The sequence below is a fragment of the Pseudoduganella rhizocola genome, from assembly GCF_045984285.3.
Taxonomy (GTDB): Bacteria; Pseudomonadota; Gammaproteobacteria; order Burkholderiales; family Burkholderiaceae_D; genus Rugamonas.
Genome location: NZ_JBJQIK030000002.1, coordinates 161242 through 180028 on the forward strand (window position 1 = coordinate 161242; position 18787 = coordinate 180028).

18 protein-coding genes are annotated in these 18787 nt (G+C 63.7%); 17 read left to right on the forward strand and 1 reads right to left on the reverse strand.

What is annotated here, in order from left to right:
- The first annotated feature begins 5 nt into the window (after positions 1–5).
- From ACJRPG_RS04350 to rlmD, 6 genes are all read left to right on the forward strand, one after another.
- Complete coding sequence (locus ACJRPG_RS04350; RefSeq protein WP_407998822.1) at positions 6–1766, forward strand: KGGVGR-motif variant AAA ATPase; 1761 nt, start codon at positions 6–8, stop codon at positions 1764–1766.
- 73 nt (positions 1767–1839) lie between these two features.
- Positions 1840–2577 (forward strand): 5'/3'-nucleotidase SurE, encoded by a 738-nt coding sequence (surE, locus tag ACJRPG_RS04355; RefSeq protein WP_407998823.1) that lies wholly within the window; start codon positions 1840–1842, stop codon positions 2575–2577.
- Positions 2574–3446: a protein-L-isoaspartate(D-aspartate) O-methyltransferase gene (locus tag ACJRPG_RS04360; RefSeq protein ID WP_407998824.1), complete on the forward strand. Its 873-nt coding sequence runs from the start codon at positions 2574–2576 to the stop codon at positions 3444–3446. Before surE ends, ACJRPG_RS04360 begins: the two co-directional genes overlap by 4 nt.
- A gap of 18 nt (positions 3447–3464) precedes the next feature.
- Positions 3465–4379 carry a peptidoglycan DD-metalloendopeptidase family protein gene (locus ACJRPG_RS04365; protein WP_407998825.1) on the forward strand — a complete coding sequence of 305 codons (915 nt, stop codon included), beginning with the start codon at positions 3465–3467 and terminating at the stop codon, positions 4377–4379.
- Between the two features lie 10 nt (positions 4380–4389).
- Complete coding sequence (rpoS, locus tag ACJRPG_RS04370) at positions 4390–5409, forward strand: RNA polymerase sigma factor RpoS (protein WP_407998826.1); 1020 nt, start codon at positions 4390–4392, stop codon at positions 5407–5409.
- Between the two features lie 57 nt (positions 5410–5466).
- The gene (rlmD, locus tag ACJRPG_RS04375; RefSeq protein WP_407998827.1) at positions 5467–6810 is read left to right on the forward strand and encodes a 23S rRNA (uracil(1939)-C(5))-methyltransferase RlmD; all 1344 of its coding nucleotides are present in this window, start codon (positions 5467–5469) and stop codon (positions 6808–6810) included.
- Positions 6811–6854: 44 nt separating this feature from the next.
- Here the strand turns inward: rlmD and ACJRPG_RS04380 are convergent, their stop codons facing one another.
- Complete coding sequence (locus ACJRPG_RS04380; RefSeq protein ID WP_407998828.1) at positions 6855–7538, reverse strand: Bax inhibitor-1/YccA family protein; 684 nt, start codon at positions 7536–7538, stop codon at positions 6855–6857.
- A gap of 230 nt (positions 7539–7768) precedes the next feature.
- On the opposite strand from ACJRPG_RS04380, the gene ndk reads away from it, so the two are divergent.
- The 11 genes from ndk (at position 7769) to hflX (ending at position 18784) form a co-directional block, all read left to right on the forward strand.
- Positions 7769–8194, forward strand: a complete 426-nt coding sequence (gene ndk / locus ACJRPG_RS04385; RefSeq protein ID WP_231765789.1) for a nucleoside-diphosphate kinase — start codon at positions 7769–7771, stop codon at positions 8192–8194.
- 91 nt (positions 8195–8285) lie between these two features.
- On the forward strand, positions 8286–9458 hold the full coding sequence (gene rlmN / locus ACJRPG_RS04390; protein WP_407998829.1) for a dual-specificity RNA methyltransferase RlmN: 1173 nt from the start codon (positions 8286–8288) through the stop codon (positions 9456–9458).
- Positions 9458–10264: a type IV pilus biogenesis/stability protein PilW gene (gene pilW / locus ACJRPG_RS04395; protein WP_407998830.1), complete on the forward strand. Its 807-nt coding sequence runs from the start codon at positions 9458–9460 to the stop codon at positions 10262–10264. Before rlmN ends, pilW begins: the two co-directional genes overlap by 1 nt.
- Positions 10265–10277: 13 nt before the next feature.
- A complete protein-coding gene (locus ACJRPG_RS04400; protein ID WP_407998831.1) occupies positions 10278–11318 on the forward strand; it encodes a RodZ domain-containing protein in 1041 nt (346 codons plus the stop codon).
- A gap of 12 nt (positions 11319–11330) precedes the next feature.
- Complete coding sequence (gene ispG / locus ACJRPG_RS04405; RefSeq protein ID WP_407998832.1) at positions 11331–12593, forward strand: flavodoxin-dependent (E)-4-hydroxy-3-methylbut-2-enyl-diphosphate synthase; 1263 nt, start codon at positions 11331–11333, stop codon at positions 12591–12593.
- A 2-nt stretch (positions 12594–12595) separates the two neighbouring features.
- Positions 12596–13939, forward strand: coding sequence for a histidine--tRNA ligase (gene hisS, locus ACJRPG_RS04410; RefSeq protein WP_407998833.1), 1344 nt, complete (start codon positions 12596–12598; stop codon positions 13937–13939).
- A 24-nt stretch (positions 13940–13963) separates the two neighbouring features.
- A complete protein-coding gene (locus tag ACJRPG_RS04415; protein WP_407998834.1) occupies positions 13964–14629 on the forward strand; it encodes a YfgM family protein in 666 nt (221 codons plus the stop codon).
- A 25-nt stretch (positions 14630–14654) separates the two neighbouring features.
- Complete coding sequence (bamB, locus tag ACJRPG_RS04420; RefSeq protein ID WP_407998835.1) at positions 14655–15809, forward strand: outer membrane protein assembly factor BamB; 1155 nt, start codon at positions 14655–14657, stop codon at positions 15807–15809.
- A gap of 9 nt (positions 15810–15818) precedes the next feature.
- Positions 15819–17162 (forward strand): ribosome biogenesis GTPase Der, encoded by a 1344-nt coding sequence (der, locus tag ACJRPG_RS04425; protein WP_407998836.1) that lies wholly within the window; start codon positions 15819–15821, stop codon positions 17160–17162.
- A gap of 183 nt (positions 17163–17345) precedes the next feature.
- On the forward strand, positions 17346–17585 hold the full coding sequence (hfq, locus tag ACJRPG_RS04430) for an RNA chaperone Hfq (RefSeq protein WP_231765780.1): 240 nt from the start codon (positions 17346–17348) through the stop codon (positions 17583–17585).
- 53 nt (positions 17586–17638) lie between these two features.
- Positions 17639–18784, forward strand: coding sequence for a GTPase HflX (gene hflX / locus ACJRPG_RS04435; RefSeq protein WP_407998837.1), 1146 nt, complete (start codon positions 17639–17641; stop codon positions 18782–18784).
- The last annotated feature ends 3 nt before the right edge of the window (positions 18785–18787 follow it).

Consider the following 18787-nt stretch of genomic DNA (forward strand, 5'->3'; position numbering starts at 1 on the left):
CCGCCATGGAACCGCAACGTCCCTCCCTCCCGCCGCGCAACGAGACCGGCGACGTCGTCACCTTCCATTCCCACAAGGGCGGCGCCGGCCGGACCATGGCGCTGGCCAACCTGGCCCTGCTGCTGGCGCGGCGCGATGGCGCCAGCCGGCCGGTGCTGATGATCGACTGGGATCTGGAAGCGCCGGCGCTGCACCATTATTTCGGCGTGGAGGCCGATGGGCCGGGGGTGCTGGAGCTGTTTACGGCCTGTGAAGCCCAGCTGAGGCGCGGCCGGCGCGAGCGCAACGATGCCGACCTGGCGCAAGCCGTGCTCGATGCCGTGGGCTGGGAAGACTATGTGATCCGGGTCGACCAGGCCCGCCCCCTGTTCCTGATGCGGGCCGGGCGGCAGGATGACGGCTATGCCGCGCGTCTCGCCGGCCTGGACTGGGAAGGCCTGTTCCATGCCTGTCCGGCCCTGTTCCGCACCTTCGCGGCCTGCACCGCCAACCGCTTCCGCCATGTACTGGTCGATTCGCCGGCCGGGCAGGGCGATGTGGCGGGCATCTGCACCACCTTGCTGCCCACGCGCCTGGTGCTGGTGTTCACGCCCGGCCGGCAGAGCCTGCAGGGGCTGGACGCGCTGGTGCAGCGCGCCACCACCTACCGCCGCAGCCACGAGGAGGAGCAGCGCCCGCTGCTGGTGTATCCGCTGCCGACCCGCATCGATGCCGGGGACGCCGCGGTGCGCTCGCTGTGGCGGCGCGGCGACCCGGCGCGCAATATCCCCGGCTACCAGACGCAGTTCGAACGCACGCTGGCCGAAGCTTACGGCCAGGCCCGGCTGTCGCTGGAAAGCTATTTCGACGAGGTGCAGTTGCAGCAGCTGGGCGGCCTGGCTTATGGCGAGCCGCTGCCGGTGCAGACCGACGAGGAAAACGACAGGTTTTCCCTGACGCGCAGCTTCAATGCCTTCCTCGAATGGTTCGAAGGCGGCCATTGTCCCTGGCAGTCGCGTGAAGAGATCCCCCTGCTGACTGCCGTCGCCGCCGCGCGCGAGCAGCTGGAGGCGGGGGGCGGGCGCCCGGTGTCGCTGGCGCTGGCCACCGGATTGCGGGCGCTGGGCTCGCTGCACCGGCGCGACGGCGCCCTGGCCCAGGCCACGCTCTGCCTGGAAGAAAGCGTGGCGCTGCGCCGCCTGCTGCTGGGCGAAGAGCATTGCGATACGCTGGACAGCAAGGCCCTGCTGGCCGAAACCTTGTTCCAGCAGGAAAAATTCCAGGAAGCGCGTTTCCTGCAGGAAGCCGTGCTGGCGGCGCGTGAAGCGGCGGACGGGGCCGGCGCGCCATCGACCCTTCTGGCCAGCACTGCGCTGGGCGTCACGCTGGCCGAACTGGGCCAGTTTCCCGATGCGCTGGCCCTGCAGGACACCGTCATCGACGCCTACCAGCGCGAACTGGGCGACGAACATGCGGCCACGGTCGAGAGCCTGGCCGTGCGGGCCGATATCCTGGCCCGCGCCGGGCGGCTGGACCAGGCGGCGCAGTTGATGGAGCGGGTGCTGGCGGCGCGCAGCCGCCTGCTGGGCAGCGAGCATCCGGACACCGAAAGGGTGCGGCGCGGCCTCGCCCAGCTGCTGGCCAAGCTGGAGCAGCGTCCGTCCGGCCAGCGCGAGCCGCGTGCCGCCACGCACCGGGCGCTCACGGTGGAGCAGGAACTGGGCAGTTACGCCGGTTTCGACAGCGAGGACGAGGAAATGTCGGAACCGCGCATCGGGATCCGCTGACGCCGCCATTTTTTTGGCGGGAGGCAGGCCGCGCATGCGCTGGCGCGGCGTTGCTTCAGGTAAAATCCTCGGTATGCGAATCCTTATCAGTAACGACGACGGCTACCTCGCGCCCGGCATCAATGCCCTGGCCGAAGCCCTGGCGCCGATCGCCGATATCACGGTGGTGGCGCCGGACAGCAACCGTTCCGGCGCCTCGAATTCCCTGTCGCTGGACCGGCCGCTGTCGGTGCAGCAGGCGGCCAACGGTTTCTACTTCGTCAACGGTACCCCCACCGATTGCGTGCACATTGCACTGACCGGCATGCTGGTCGAACGGCCCGACCTGGTGGTGTCCGGCATTAATAACGGCCCGAATATGGGGGACGATACCCTGTATTCCGGCACCGTGGCCGCTGCAACCGAAGGTTATCTGTTCGGCATTCCCGCCATTGCTTTCTCGCAGGGCGAATACGGCTGGGGCAATATCGATGCCGCCGCCCGGGTGGCGCGCGACATCGTGCAGCGCTACGCCGAGGCGCTGGAAAAACCTTACCTGCTGAACGTCAATATCCCAACCCGTACTTACGAAGAGATGGGGCCGCTGACGCCGACCCGCCTCGGCCGTCGCCACCAGGCCGAACCGGTGATCAAGGCGCGTGATCCACGCGGCCGTGAAATCTTCTGGATCGGCCCGCCGGGCGCCTGCAAGGATGCGGGCGAGGGCACCGATTTCCATGCCGTACAGCAAGGCCGGGTATCGGTAACACCGCTGCAGATCGACCTGACCCACCGCGACCAGCTGGCACAGCTGAAGAAGGCCCTGGCATGAGCGGCAAGCCGCGCTTCCCGCTGCCGCTTTCTTCGGTAACGGAGAAGAAGCCCGGCGCCACTCCCAGTTTCAAGCCTGTCATTGCCACGCCGCAAACAGCAACCCGCAATGCGGCCACCACTGCCGCACGCAGCCCATGGGCGCCGCCGGCGCCCGTTGCCAGCCCTTCGCGCTCGTACAGCTACGCCCAGGAGCGCGCCCAGCCGCAGCCGGTAACGGCGCCACGCCAGAACCCGCTGGTCTCGGACGCCGTGCGCCGCGCCATGGTGGCCCGGGTGGCCAAACAGGGCGTGGCCGACACCGTGGTGCTGGCCGCGCTGGAGGCGGTGCCGCGCCATATGTTCATGGACGAAGGCCTGGCATCCCAGGCTTATATCGACGCTTCCTTGCCAATCGGACACCACCAAACCATTTCCCAGCCGTATATTGTTGCCCGCATGATCGAAGTGATGCGGAATGGTGGCAGCCTGAAGCGCGTGTTGGAAATCGGCACTGGATGTGGCTACCAGGCAGCAGTGCTGGCCTGTGTTGCGCAGGAGGTGTATTCCATTGAGCGCATCAAACCGTTACATGAGCTGGCGAAGTCCAATTTGCGGCCCCTGCGGGTTCCGAACCTGCGTCTGCACTACGGAGATGGTATGCTTGGGCTGCCCCAGGCCGCTCCCTTCGACGGCATCATCCTCGCTGCGGCGGGGCTGGAGGTGCCGCAGGCGCTGTTGGAACAGCTCGCCATTGGCGGCAGACTGGTCGCGCCCGTGGGCGCACGCACCCAGCATCTGGAACTCGTGATCCGCACCGGCAAGACCGAATGGGTGCGCCAGACGCTTGAAGACTGCCATTTCGTGCCCCTGCGGCCTGGTATCGTTTAGACAGAACATTAGATGAGAATGACGAAAACAAGTTCCCTGTTCCTCAGTACCCTTACGCTGGCGCTGCTCAGCGCCTGTACCTCGACGCCCAACCGCGCGCCCGTGTCGGAACTGGCCATTGCGCCGCGTCCCGCGCAGCCGGCCCCGGCGCCGGTCGCCGAAGTCAAGGATAAACCGGGCTACTACACCGTCAAGCGTGGCGACACCCTGCTGCGCATCGCCCTCGACCATGGCCAGAATTACCGCGACCTGGTGGCATGGAACAAGCTGGCGAATCCGAACGACATCAAGGTGGATCAGGTGCTGCGCGTGGAAGCGCCGGACGGCGACAGCGGCGTGCAAACCGCCTCGATCGCGCCGCCGCCATCGCTGAAGCCTGCGGCCGAGCCGGCGGTGCCGAAGAAGACCGGGCCGAAAGGCGACAAGCAGCCCTATACCGAAAATTCGGTGGCCGAAATGCAGAAGCCGGATGCGAAGGCCGACAAGCTGGCCGAGAAGCCGGTGCAGCTGGCCAGCGCCGCGCCCAGCCTGCCGAGGCCGGCGCCCAGCCTGAGTGTGGAAGACCGCGCCGTCAGCTGGCAGTGGCCGGCCGATGGCAAGGTGGTGGGCACTTTCGATGAAGGCAAGAACAAGGGTATCGACATCGCAGGCCGCGCAGGCCAGCAGGTGGTGTCGGCCGGCGCCGGCAAGGTAATGTATGCCGGTAGCGGGATCCGCGGATATGGTAATCTCGTTATCGTGAAGCACAGTAACGGTCTGTTGTCGGCCTATGCGCACAACCGCTCCATCCTGGTACAGGAAGGGCAGACGGTGAACAAGGGGCAGGCAATTGCCGAAATGGGGGATTCCGATACGGATTCAGTCAAGCTGCACTTTGAAATAAGGCAGCAGGGCAAGCCGGTCGATCCGTCGAAGTTCCTGCCTAACCGCTAGATACCGCCCAATGACACGCTCGCCGCACAATCAGATGGAAGACGGCTCGGCCCAGGACGATTACCCGGACGAGCCAATCGATGATGCGGCCGAGTCGCTGGATGGCGAGTCCGACGAGGAGAGCCATCCCCTCGCCGAAGCCAGCACCGTGCTGGAGAGTGTCGACGAGCTGAAAAAGGTGCTGGCGGCCGAGCTCTCCACCGACACCACCCAGCATTACCTGAACCAGATCGGCGCCAAGCCGCTGCTGACGGCGGAGCAGGAAGTGCACTACGCCACGCTGGCCAAACAGGGCGAATTTGCCGCCCGCCAGAAAATGATCGAGCACAACCTGCGGCTCGTGGTTTCCATTGCCAAGCACTACATCAACCGCGGCGTGGTCCTGCTCGACATGATCGAGGAGGGCAATATCGGCCTGATGCGCGCCATCGACAAGTTCGAGCCGGAGCGCGGCTTCCGGTTTTCGACCTATGCCACCTGGTGGATACGCCAGAGCATCGAGCGCGCCATCATGAACCAGGCGCGTACCGTGCGGCTGCCGGTACACATGGTGCGCGAATTGAACCAGATCCTGCGCGGCAAATACCATCTCGAAGCGCAGCACCACAACGGCAAGGACGCCACGGCGGAAGACATCGCCGACCTGGTGGGCCGGCCGGTGGAGGAGGTGCAGGACATCCTCGCGCTGTCCGAGCATGCGACGTCGCTCGATGCGCCGCTGGACAACGATCCCCAGTCCTCGCTGATGGACATGCTGCCCGGCGACAGCGAGGACAGTCCGGACGCGCGGGCCGAGCACCATGAAATGACGGTGCTGGTGCGCGACTGGCTCACCAAGCTGCCGGACAAGCAGCGCATCGTCATCATGCGCCGTTTCGGCCTCGACAACGACGATCCGGCCACGCTGGAAACGCTGGCCGAGGAGATGGGCGTGACGCGCGAGCGCGTGCGCCAGATCCAGCAGGAAGCCCTCGTCAAACTCAAGCGCGCCATGGCCGCGCGCGGCGTGGTCCGCGACTCTTTGCTCTAAACCACTGTCTGCTATCATAGCGGGTTATTTCACACCGCTTTTCCCTGATAGACAGCCATGCAAGACAATACCATCGACATCAAATCCCTCGACATGGACGCCCGCGGCGTCGGCCATATGCAGGACAACGAGGACGGCACCCCTGGCAAGGTGGTATTTGTCGAAGGCGCTCTGCCGGGTGAACGTGTGAGCTTCGAAACCTTCCGCAAGAAGAAGAACTGGGAAGCGGCGCGCATGATCGAACTGCACCGCGAATCCTCGATGCGCGTGCAGCCGAAATGCGTGCATTTCGACTATTGCGGCGGCTGCTCGATGCAGCACCTGGAGCCTTCGGCCCAGGTCGCGATCAAGCAGCGCGTGCTGGAAGATAACCTCTGGCACCTGTCCAAGGTCAAGCCGGACATGATGATGCGCCCGATGTATGGCCCCACCTGGGGCTACCGCTACCGCGCGCGCCTGTCCTCGCGCTATGTGGCGAAGAAGGGCACGGTGCTGGTGGGCTTCCATGAGAAGAAATCGGTCTATGTGGCCGATATCCAGAGCTGCCAGATCCTGCCCAAGCACGTCTCCGACATGTTCATGCCGCTGCGCGCGCTGATCGGTTCCCTGTCCATCTTCGACAAGGTGCCGCAGATCGAGCTGGCCATCGGTGAAGACCTGACCGTGCTCGTGATGCGCAATATGGAGCCGCTGACGGCGGAGGACGAAGTGAAGGTGAAAGCCTTCGCCGACGAGTACAACATCCAGTGGTGGCTGCAGCCGAAAGGCCCGGACACCGCCTATCCCTTCTACCCGCTGGACAGGCAGCTGCACTACCTGCTGCCCGAATTCGGCGTGAAGATGCCGTTCAAGCCTGTCGATTTCACCCAGGTAAACCACCACATCAACCGCGTGCTGGTGGCAAAAGCCCTGCGTCTGCTGGACGTGCAGCCGCAAGACCGCGTGGCCGACCTGTTCTGCGGCCTGGGCAACTTCACGCTGCCGCTGGCCACCCAGGCGCGCGAAGTGGTGGGCATCGAAGGCAGCACTGCGCTGACCGAACGCGCGCTCGCCAACGCCAAGGTGAACGGCCTCGATGCCAAGACCTCCTTCTCCACCCGCAACCTGTTCGAAGTGACGAAGGACGACCTGATCGCCCTCGGCAAGTTCGACCGCATGCTGATCGACCCGCCGCGCGACGGCGCCATGGCGCTGAGCCTTGCGCTGGCCGAGTTGAAGGAAACGCATCCGGAACTGCTGCCGAAGCGCATCGTCTACGTCTCCTGCAGCCCCTCCACGCTGGCGCGCGATGCCGGCGTGCTGGTGCACCGCGCCGGCTATACGCTACGCCAGGCAGGCGTCGTCAACATGTTCCCGCACACCTCGCACGTGGAATCGATGGCGGTCTTCGACCTCGAATAAAAAAAAGCCGGCGCGAGCCGGCTTTTTGCTGAGCAGCGCGAAGATCAGTCGCGGTCGCCTGCGGTGAAGCCCAGGATCGCCAGCAGGTTGCTGAAGATGTTGTACACGTTCAGGTACAGGGCCAGGGTGGCGCTGACATAGTTGGTTTCGCCGCCGTTGACGATGCGCTGCACGTCATACAGGATGAAGGCCGAGAAGATACCCACGGCGATCACGGAGATCGTCAGGTACAGCGCCGGGATCTGCAGGAAGATATTCGCCAGCGAAGCCAGGATCAGCACGATCACGCCTGCGAACAGCCACTTGCCCATCATCGAGAAGTCGCGCTTCGACACGGTCGCGATGCTGGCCAGCGTCGCGAACACGGCTGCCGTGCCGCCGAAGGCCAGCATGATCAGCGTGCCGCCGTTGGAGAACTTCAGCGTGTTGTTGAGCAGGGGCGTCAGCATCAGGCCCATGAAGAAGGTGAAGCCCAGCAGCAGGCCGACGCCCAGTCCGCTGTTCTTGTTCTTCTCGATGGCCCAGATGAAGCCGAAGGCGATACCCAGGAAGAGCAGTGCGCCAATGAAGCCGCGTGGCAGCGGTACGCCGAAGGCGATGCCGACGGCCGCGCCCAGCACGGTCGGGATCATCGACAGGGCCAGCAGCCAGTAAGTGTTGCGCAGGACCCGGTTCTGGCTTAGCGCACGGCTGCCAGTCAGGTCATAAGTTTTTTGCAGTTCCATCATTGCCCTCCAATAAGGATCAGTACAGGTGTACCGTTACTAAAAGCATAGCACCTTGTGCCATAAAATGGGCTTAAAGCCCGGCTTGACGGTCTTAGGATTGCCTTAAATCGGCCTCCACGCCATCTTCTGCCCCAATATCGACAGTATATGGTGTGTTGTATGGTAAAATCAAAGGTTGATCGAGATATCAATTTCGTTTTAAACCTTTCTTTTTATTGGAGTTTTTTATAATGGCAATCGAACGCACCCTGTCGATCATCAAACCAGACGCAGTAGCCAAGAACGTGATCGGCCAGATCTACAGCCGTTTTGAGGGCGCTGGTCTGAAGGTCGTTGCTGCTCGCATGACCCAACTGTCGCGCGCTGAAGCCGAAGGCTTCTACGCTGTGCACGCTGCCCGTCCATTCTTCAAGGACCTGGTGGACTTCATGGTTTCCGGTCCAGTCATGATCCAGGTTCTGGAAGGCGAAGGCGCCATTGCCAAGAACCGCGACCTGATGGGCGCAACCGATCCGAAGAAAGCTGAGAAGGGCACCATCCGCGCCGACTTCGCCGACTCGATCGACGCTAACGCCGTTCACGGTTCGGACGCTGCCGAAACCGCCGCTGTGGAAATCGCTTACTTCTTCCCGGCACTGAACGTGTACTCCCGTTAATTCGCTCCCGCGAATAAGGGCGCTGTAGCAGTACCTCATTTGCCCCGGCTCACAGTCCGGGGCAAAGGCTTTTTTGAAATACATGGCATTTATGGAAACGACCCTCACCAATCTGCTGGACCTGGATCCCGCGCAACTGATCGCCTACTGTGCGGAGTTGGGTGAGAAACCGTTCCGCGCCAAGCAGCTGCAACGCTGGATCCACCAGTTCGGTGCGTCCGACTTCGACAGCATGACCGACCTCGCCAAATCGCTGCGCGAGAAGCTGAAGACGCGCGCCCACATCGTGGCGCCGGCCGTCATCAGCGACCATACTTCGGCCGACGGCACCCGCAAATGGCTGGTGGACGTGGGTAACGGCAATGCGGTGGAAACCGTGTTCATCCCGGAAGAAAACCGCGGCACGCTGTGCATCTCCACCCAGGCCGGCTGCGCCGTGAACTGCCGTTTCTGCTCGACCGGCAAGCAGGGCTTCAACCGCAACCTGTCGGTGGGCGAAATCATCGGCCAGCTGTGGATGGCCGAATTCGAACTGCGCAAGACCAAGGGCATCGAACCCGGCCCGAAAGGCGAACGCCAGATCACCAACGTGGTGATGATGGGCATGGGCGAGCCGCTGCTGAACTACGAGCCGACCGCCACCGCGCTCAAGCTGATGCTGGACGATAACGCCTACGGCCTGTCGCGCCGCCGCGTGACCCTGTCCACCTCCGGCGTGGTGCCGAATATCGACAAGCTGTCGCAGGACGTGCCGGTGGCGCTGGCCGTCTCGCTGCACGCGTCGAACGACGAGCTGCGCAACGGCCTGGTGCCGCTGAATAAAAAATACCCGCTGGCCGAACTGCTGGCGGCCTGCAAGCGCTACCTGGAATTCGCGCCGCGCGATTTCATCACCTTCGAATACTGCATGCTGGACGGCTTCAATGACAGCGACGAGCATGCACGCGAACTGATCGCGCTGGTGAACCATCCGGAATACGGCGTGAACTGCAAGTTCAACCTGATCCCCTTCAATCCTTTCCCGGAATCGGGCCTGACGCGCTCCAAGAACCCGCGCATCAAGGCCTTTGCCGAGATCCTGATGAACGCGGGCATCGTGACCACCATCCGCAAGACGCGCGGCGACGATATCGACGCCGCCTGCGGCCAGCTGGCTGGCGAGGTGAAAGACCGTACTCGCGTGGCGGAGCGCATGGAAAAGATGGCGGAGTACCAGCAGAAGTTCGGCGCCAATTTCGGCAAGATCGTGGAGATCCGTTCCTGATGACCGTCCTGTTCCTGCGCCGCCTTCCGCAGCTCGCCGCCCTTGTGCTGGCAGGCCTGCTCGCGGCTTGCGCAGGCGGCGGCAGCCCGAAGACCGACTTGCCGACGGCTTCGGACCAGACCAGTGAGCAGAAACGCGCCGAGATCCGCCTGCAGCTGGCGGCCGGCTATTACGAGCAGGGCCAGTATGCGGTGGCGCTGGATGAGGTCAAGAAGGCGATCGTCTCGGACCCCGCATCGCCCGACGCCTACAGTGTGCGCGGCCTGATCTACATGGCGATGGGCGAGATGCAGCTGGCGGATGGCAGCTTCCAGCAGGCCATGAAACTGGCGCCGAACAATCCGGAAACGAACAATAACTACGGCTATTTCCTGTGCCAGCGCGGCCAGGTGGCGGAGTCTTTCCGCTACTTCGATGCGGCACTGGCGGCGCGCAACTACGGCGCGCCGGGCAAGGCCCTGAACAATGCGGGCGCCTGCGCCCTGAAGATCAAGGATATGGCACGGGCCGAGAAGTATCTGCTGGCGGCGCTGCAGCAGACCCCGGACCTGCCTGCGACCAACGCCAACCTGGCGAAGGTTTATTACGACAAGCGCGATTACGTGCGCGCCGGGTTTTTCATATCCCGGCTGAACAAGGTAGCCAAGGTGGACACGCTGTCCGCCGATGTGTTGTGGCTGGCGATTAAGGTGCAGCATAAGCTGGGGGACACCAGCGCCCAACAGGCACTGGCGACGCAGTTGCGGCGCCATCATGCGACATCGCCTGAATATGCTGCGTATCAACGTGGGGCGTTTGATGAGTGATACTGGAGTACCAATGGATTCTGAATGGCAGGAAGAGCCGGATAACCAGCGCAAGGCTTCTACGCCCGGAGCAGCGCTGGCGGCCCAGCGTGAGGCGATGGGCCTCACGATTGAACAGGTTGCGGATCAACTGAAGCTGGCGCAGCGCCAGGTTATCGCCATCGAAAACGGCGACTATGCCGCGCTGCCGAATATGGCGGTGACGCGCGGCTTTATCCGCGCTTACGCCAAAGTGCTGCGCATGGATCCGGCGCCGCTGGTGGCCATGGTGGAAGTGGAGCCGGCGCCGGTGATCGATGTGGCTGCGCCGCGCCGCGATATGGGCACATCGTTCAGCGAATCGCGCTTCCCGTCGATGACGCAGCGCCAGTCCAAGCCGAGCGGCCTGATTGCCTTCGGCCTGGTGGCCGTGGTGGTGGCTGCCGCCATCGGCGCCTGGCAGGCGGGCCTGATCTCTCCGCAGATGCTGGGGGCGAACGGCGCCGCCGGCGACGCCGCGCCGGCCGCCGCCGACAGCACCGGCGTTGCAAGCACCACGCTGCCTGCGCCGAGCATGCCGCTGGCGTCCGCGCCTGCACCGGCGCCTGCCGACAGCGCCGCTGGCGCGCCGGCACCGGATACGGCCACCGCCACGCCGTCGCCCGCCGCCGCTACTTCGGCCGCCGGAACACCGGCCGCCGGTACCGTCGCTGCTACGACGCCCGCAACAGGCACGCCGGTCAACACACCAGGCGTAGCGCCAGCTCCTGCTGCCGCTGCACCAGCGCCGGCAGCTGCCGCTGCAACGACGCCTGCCGCTGCAACGGCCACCGCGCCCGGCACCCTGGTGCTGACCGTGGTGGACGATTCCTGGATCGAGATCCGCCGTCCGGGCAACCTGCCATCGCTGATTGCGCGCCTGGTGAAGGGCGGCAGCACCGAGACCTTCGAGATCGACGGCCAGGCCTTGCTCATCGTTGGCAAGCCGGGCAATGTGCGCGCTACCCTGCGTGGCCAGCACCTTGACCTGCCGGTGGTCCCGAACGGCACGATTGCACGCGTACAGATCAAGTAAAGAGCCATGAGCATGTCTTCAGATACCGCCATCCCATCCGGTCCGCTCGGCCGCCGCGCAAGCCGCGGCGTGCTGGTCGCGTACAAGGAAAAGAAGATCTGGGTCGGCGGCAATGCACCGGTGGTGGTGCAGTCGATGACCAATACCGACACGGCCGATGCCGTGGCGACGGCAATCCAGATCAAGGAACTGGCGCGCGCCGGTTCCGAGCTGGTGCGCCTGACCGTGGACCGTCCGGAAGCGGCGGCCGCCGTGCCTTATATCCGCGAGCAGCTGGACCGCATGGACGTGGACGTGCCGCTGGTGGGCGACTTCCACTACAACGGCCACACGCTGCTGACCGACTATCCGGATTGCGCGCAGGCGCTGTCCAAGTACCGCATCAATCCGGGCAATGTAGGGAAGGGCGCCAAGCGCGACACCCAGTTCGCCCAGATGATCGAAGTGGCGGCAAAGTACGACAAGCCGGTGCGCATCGGCGTCAACTGGGGCTCGCTGGACCAGGCCCTGCTGGCGCGCATCATGGACGAAAACGCGGCCCGCGCGAATCCGTGGACGGCGCAGCAGGTGATGTACGAAGCGCTGATTACCTCGGCAATCGAAAACGCGGTGCGGGCGGAAGAACTGGGCCTGGGACGCGACAAGATCGTCCTGTCCTGCAAGGTCTCCGGCGTGCAGGACCTGATCGCCGTCTACCGCGAGCTGGCCAGGCGCTGCGACTATGCGCTGCACCTCGGCCTGACCGAAGCGGGCATGGGCAGCAAGGGTATCGTGGCCTCGACCGCCGCGCTGTCCGTGCTGCTGCAGGAAGGCATCGGCGACACCATCCGCATTTCGCTGACCCCGGAACCGGGCGGCGACCGCACCAAGGAAGTAGTGGTGGGGCAGGAGATCCTGCAGACCATGGGCCTGCGCAAGTTCACCCCGATGGTGATTGCCTGCCCGGGCTGCGGCCGCACCACGTCCACCGTGTTCCAGGAACTGGCGGACGATATCCAGAGCTACCTGCGCGAGCAGATGCCGGAATGGAAAAAGGAATATCCGGGCGTGGAGGCGATGAATGTGGCCGTGATGGGCTGCATCGTCAACGGTCCGGGCGAATCGAAACACGCCAACATCGGCATCAGCCTGCCCGGCACCGGCGAATCGCCGGCCGCGCCGGTGTTCGTCGATGGCCAGAAGGTGGCCACGCTGCGCGGTGAAGGCATCGTGCAGGAGTTCCAGGCCATTGTGCTGGACTACGTGAAGAAGAACTACAGCAAACAAGCAGCATAAACATGACCGATAAAAAAGCCGAAAAGATCGTAGCCATCAAGGGGATGAACGACATCCTCCCGGCCGACGCCCACCTGTGGGAAATCTTCGAGAATACCGCGCAGTCCATCCTGCAAAGCTACGGCTTCCAGCAGATCCGCACGCCCATCGTTGAAGAGACCCGCCTGTTCTCGCGCGCCATCGGCGCCGTGACCGACATCGTGGAGAAGGAGATGTACTCCTTCGAGGACTCGATGAACGGCGACAAGCTCACGCTGCGCCCGGAAGGCACCGCAGGCGTGGTGCGCGCCGTGCTGGAACATAACCTGGTGTACGAAGGCCCGAAACGCCTGTGGTACAAGGGCCAGATGTTCCGCCACGAGAAGCCGCAGCGCGGCCGCTACCGCCAGTTCCACCAGATCGGCGCCGAAGCGGTGGGCTTCACCGGCCCGGACGTGGACGCGGAGCTGATCATGCTGTGCCGCCGCCTGTGGGATGACCTGGGCCTGCAGAATATCCGCCTCGAACTGAACTCGATCGGCGACGCCGAAGAGCGCGCGCGCCACCGCGTGGACCTGATCGCCTACCTGGAAAAGCACGAGGACATCCTCGACGCCGAAGCCAAGCGCCGCCTGCACAGCAACCCGCTGCGCATCCTGGACACCAAGAACCCTGCCATGCAGGACATGGTGAACAATGCGCCGAAGCTGCTGGACTACCTGGGTGCCGAATCGCTGGCCCACTTCGAAGGCGTGCAGAAGATCCTGAACCACAACAACGTGCCGTTCACGATCAATACCCGCCTGGTGCGCGGCATCGACTATTACAACCGCACCGTGTTCGAGTGGGTGACTGACCAGCTGGGCGCGCAGGGCACCGTGTGCGCCGGCGGCCGCTATGATCCGCTGATCGAAATGTTCGGCGGCAAGCCAACGCCGGCCGTCGGTTTCGCCATGGGCGTGGAGCGCCTGATCGAGCTGATGCGCGAAAGCGGCGAAACGACCGCGCCGAACCAGTGCGACGTGTACATGGTGCACCAGGGCGACGCCGCCCAGATGCAAAGCTTCGTGCTGGCAGAGCGCCTGCGCGATGCGGGCCTGGACGTGATGCTGCATTGCGCGACCGCCAGCGGCGCGGGCAGCTTCAAGTCGCAGATGAAAAAAGCCGACGCCAGCGGCGCGGCCTTCGCTATCATCATGGGCGAAGACGAAGTGGCCAACAGCACCGCCAGCGTGAAGGCGCTGCGGGGTGAGGAGGGCGAAGCGCAGCAGACCTCCGTGCCGTTCGACGGCGTGGTGGATTATGTCGTCGACCAGATCGTTGGAGACCACGATCACGACCACGACCACGTTCATTACCATCATTAATCGACCAAAACAGAGAAGCAGAACATGGCATACGATCTCGAAGAACAAGAAAAGATTGCTACCCTTAAAGCGTGGTGGCAGCAGTACGGCAACCTGGCGACCTGGCTGCTGGTGGCCGTGCTGGCCGCTTATTCCGGCTGGGCAGGCTGGCAGTACCACGTGCGCACCCAGGCCGTGCAGGCTTCGGCGCTGTACGATGAGCTGATGGAAGCGGCAGGCAAGAAGGACAACGCCAAGGTGCAGCGCGCCGCCGGCGATATGGAAAGCAAGTTCGGCCGCACCGTGTACGCCACGATGGGCGCGCTGGTGGCAGCGAAGAGCGCCTTCGATGCGAACGACCTGAAAACCGCGAAAACCCAGCTGCAATGGGCGATTGAGCACGGCAACGACGAATACCAGGCCGTGGCCCGCCTGCGCCTGGCCGGTGTGCTGCTGGACGAAAAAGCTTATGACGAAGCGCTGAAAACGCTGGCTGCCGATACCAGGCCGCAATTCGCCGCAGCCGTCAACGACCGCAAGGGCGATGTGCTGGCCGCGCAGAACAAGCTGGTGGAAGCGCGCGCCGCCTACAAGGCTGCGCTGGACGCGACCGACAAGAAGAATCCCGGTCGCCAGCTGATTGAACTGAAGCTGGAATCCGTCGGCGGCACCGTCGCCGAAGAGAAAAAGCCGGCGGCGCCCGCTGCCTGAGCAAGCACGAGACAAGGTTAAGGACATGATGCGTATCACCGGAAAAGTAGTTGGCGTAAGCCTGCTGGCGCTGATGGCAGGCTGCAGTTCCCTGAGCTGGATGAATCCTTTCAAGGAAAAGGACAAGAACCCACCGGCGAAGCTGGTCGATATCAAGTCGCCGATTCCGTCCAAAGTGCTGTGGAAGCACTCGGTGGGCAAGGCGGGCCTGTACCAGTTCACGCCTGCCGTGGTGGATAACAGTGTGTTCGTGGCTTCGAACGACGGCGTGATCGAGCGCCTGGATGCGGCCACCGGCCGTTCGCAGTGGCGCATCAAGGCGCCGGGCGACCTGACCGCGGGCGTGGGCAGCAATGGCAAGGTGGTGGCGGTGGGCGGCCTGAAAGGCGCCATCTATGTCTACGACGCCAATGGCCAGAAGCTGTGGGAAACCCAGGCTTCCAGCGAAGTGCTGGCGCCGCCGGTCATCAGCGACGAACTGGTGATCGTGCGCAGCCTGGACAACAAGATTACCGCCTACGACATCAAGACCGGCGAGCGCAAATGGTTCCTGCAGCGCACCACGCCTGCACTGACGCTGCGCAGCGCCTCGGGCATGGTGGTCGCCAACGGCAATGTGTATGTGCCGCAGCCTGCGGGCCGCCTGATTTCGCTGGCGCTGGCCAACGGCGTGCCGCGTTTTGAAGTGTCCGTGGCCGATCCGAAGGGCGCAACGGAACTGGAGCGCGTGGCCGATATCGGCGGCGCACCGGTCATCTTCGACAAGGACGTGTGCGTGGCGACCTGGCAGGGCAAGGTGGGCTGCTTCGATGCGGCGACCGGCGTGGGCCGCTGGAACAAGGAAACCTCGACCGATGGCGGCGTGGCCGTGGACCAGCGCTTCGTGTTCCTGGCCGATGACCAGGGCAATGTGCATGCCTACAGCCGCGACAGCGGCGCCGGCGCATGGAAGAACGACAGCATGACGAACCGTGTGCTGTCCACCCCCGTGTCCTATGGCCGCGTGGTGGCCGTCGGCGACTACCAGGGCTATGTGCACCTGCTGTCGCGTGAAGACGGCACGATGCTGGGCCGTGTGGAAACCGATGGCAGCGCCATCAAGTCGGCGCCGCAAGTCGCCGGCAACAGCATGATTTTTCAAACTCAAGCAGGAACAGTGGCCGCTATCACGGTCGACTAAACAATAAAAATGAAGCCGGTAATTGCACTCGTGGGCCGCCCGAACGTCGGGAAATCGACCCTCTTCAATCGTCTGACCCGCTCGCGTGACGCGCTGGTGGCGGACTTGCCTGGTCTGACGCGCGATCGTCACTATGGCGAGGGCCGCGTCGGCGACCGTCCCTTCCTGGTCATCGATACCGGCGGTTTTGAACCGGTCGCCAAGGAAGGCATCATGTTCCAGATGGCCCTGCAGACCAAGCAGGCCGTGGCCGAGGCCGACGTCGTGGTGTTCCTGGTGGATGGCCGCCAGGGCATGACGCCGCACGACAAGACCATTACCGACTTCCTGCGCAAGGCCGGCCGCCCGGTGCTGCTGGTGGTGAACAAGGCCGAAGGCATGAAGTACACCTCGGCCGTGTCGGACTTCTATGAGCTGGGCCTGGGCGATCCGTATGCCATTTCCGGCGCCCATGGCGACGGCGTGCACGACCTGGTGCAGGAGGCGCTGGACAAGGCCTTTGCCTCCCGTCCGGCCGATGAGGAAGAGCTGCTGCCGGCGGAGCGCGGCATCAAGCTGGCGCTGGTGGGCCGCCCGAACGTGGGCAAGTCCACGCTGATCAACACCCTGCTGGGTGAAGAGCGCGTGATCGCCTTCGACATGCCGGGCACTACCCGCGATTCGATCGAGATTCCTTTCGAACGCGAGGGCAAGCACTATACGCTGATCGATACGGCGGGTATCCGCCGCCGCGGCAAGGTGTTCGAAGCCATCGAGAAGTTCTCGGTGGTGAAGACGCTGCAGTCGATCTCGGAGGCGAACGTGGTGATCCTGATGCTGGATGCCCAGCAGGACATTTCCGAGCAGGACGCCCACATTGCCGGCTTCATCCTGGAATCCGGCCGCGCCCTGGTGGTGGCGGTCAACAAGTGGGACGGCCTGCAGTCGGACCAGCGCGACCAGGTCAAGATGGACATGGACCGCAAGCTGGACTTCCTGGGCTTCGCCAAAACCCATTTCATCTCGGCGCTGAAGGGCACCAATATCGGCCCGCTGATGAAATCCGTGAACGCGGCCTACGCGGCGGCCACCGCCAACCTGTCCACGCCGAAGCTCACCCGCGCGCTGGAAGAGGCCGTGGAGAAGCAGGAGCCGAAGCGCAAGGGCGGCATGCGGCCGAAGATGCGCTACGCCCACCAGGGCGGCCAGAACCCGCCGATCATCGTCATCCACGGCAACTCGCTGGATGCGATCAGCGAGCCCTATAAGCGTTACCTGGAAAAGCACTTCCGCGACACATTCTCCCTGGTAGGCACCCCGCTGCGCATTGAGTTGCGCACGAGCAAGAATCCCTTTGCGAAAACCAGTAAATAATTCGGAAAAAGCCGGGATTTAAGCTCGTTTTCAGTCGGACAAGCCTGCAGGATTCAAAAAAAACGGTTACAGTAGCCTCGGAGCATCCCCACGGCGATTTGAGAGCCGGCAGGGGATGTCAGCCGGCACTTGAATTCAAGCGTTTCGCCTCCAATTCGAACACAAACAACATATGGAGCTGTTATGAGCAATAAAGGGCAACTGTTACAAGACCCATTCCTGAACGCGCTGCGCAAAGAGCACGTTCCTGTCTCGATCTACCTGGTCAACGGTATCAAGCTGCAAGGCCATATCGAATCCTTCGACCAGTACGTCGTCCTGCTGCGTAACACGGTGACTCAGATGGTGTACAAGCACGCCATTTCGACCGTTGTGCCGGCACGCGCCGTCAACCTCAACATCGACAACAACGAGGCGGAGTAAGGCGTTGCATCCAACGCCTGTGCTGCTCCCCTCCACGTTAGCCTGACCGTCTTATGCGCGCAGCCTTAGTCGGTGTAGATTTCGGTCAGGGCGATTTCGCTGCCAGCATCGAAGAACTGATGCTCCTCGCGCGGTCCGCCGGCGCGGAGCCGGTGATTACCGTCACCGGCAAGCGTTCGGCGCCCGATGCAGCCTATTTTGTCGGCAGCGGCAAGGCCGACGAAATCGGCCATGCGGTGCAGGACAACAAGCTCGAAATCGTCATCTTCAACCATGCCCTGTCGCCTGCCCAGCAGCGCAACCTGGAAAAGCGCCTCAATGTGCGCGTGCTCGACCGCACCAGCCTGATCCTCGACATCTTCGCGCAGCGCGCGCAGAGCCACGAGGGCAAGCTGCAGGTGGAGCTGGCCCAGTTGCAGCACCTGGCCACGCGCCTGATCCGCGGCTGGACCCACCTTGAACGCCAGAAGGGCGGTATCGGCCTGCGCGGCCCGGGTGAAACCCAGCTGGAGACCGACCGCCGCCTGATCGGCGAGCGGGTCAAGATGCTGCGTTCGCGCCTGGCCAAGCTGCGCAAGCAGCACGAAACCCAGCGCCGTTCGCGCGGCCGCAGCCAGACCTTCTCGGTCTCGCTGGTGGGCTATACCAATGCGGGCAAGTCCACGCTGTTCAACAGCATGACCAAGGCCGGCGTGTATGCGGCCGACCAGCTGTTCGCCACCCTCGACACGACCTCGCGCCGCGTCTACATGGGCGAGGAGGTGGGCAATATCGTGCTGTCCGATACCGTGGGCTTCGTGCGCGAACTGCCGCACCAGCTGGTGGCGGCCTTCCGCGCCACGCTGGAAGAAACCATTCATGCCGACCTGCTGCTGCACGTGGTGGACGCGGCCAGCCCGGTGCGCATGGAGCAGATCGAACAGGTCAACATCGTTCTAAAAGAGATCGGCGCCGACCATATCCCGCAGATACTGGTCTGGAACAAGATCGACGCAGCAGGCATGGAGCCAGCCGTGGAACGTGATGAATATGATAAAATTTCTCGCGTTTTCCTGAGTGCCCGCACGGGCCAGGGGCTGGACCTGCTGCGCGCCGCCATCAGCGAAGCCGCGCTGGATGCGCAGGAAGCGGCGCTGCATCCGAAAGAGGATGTGGTGCCGGATAGTATCTCCACATTCACCCATGCTGGAACTCACTAAGAA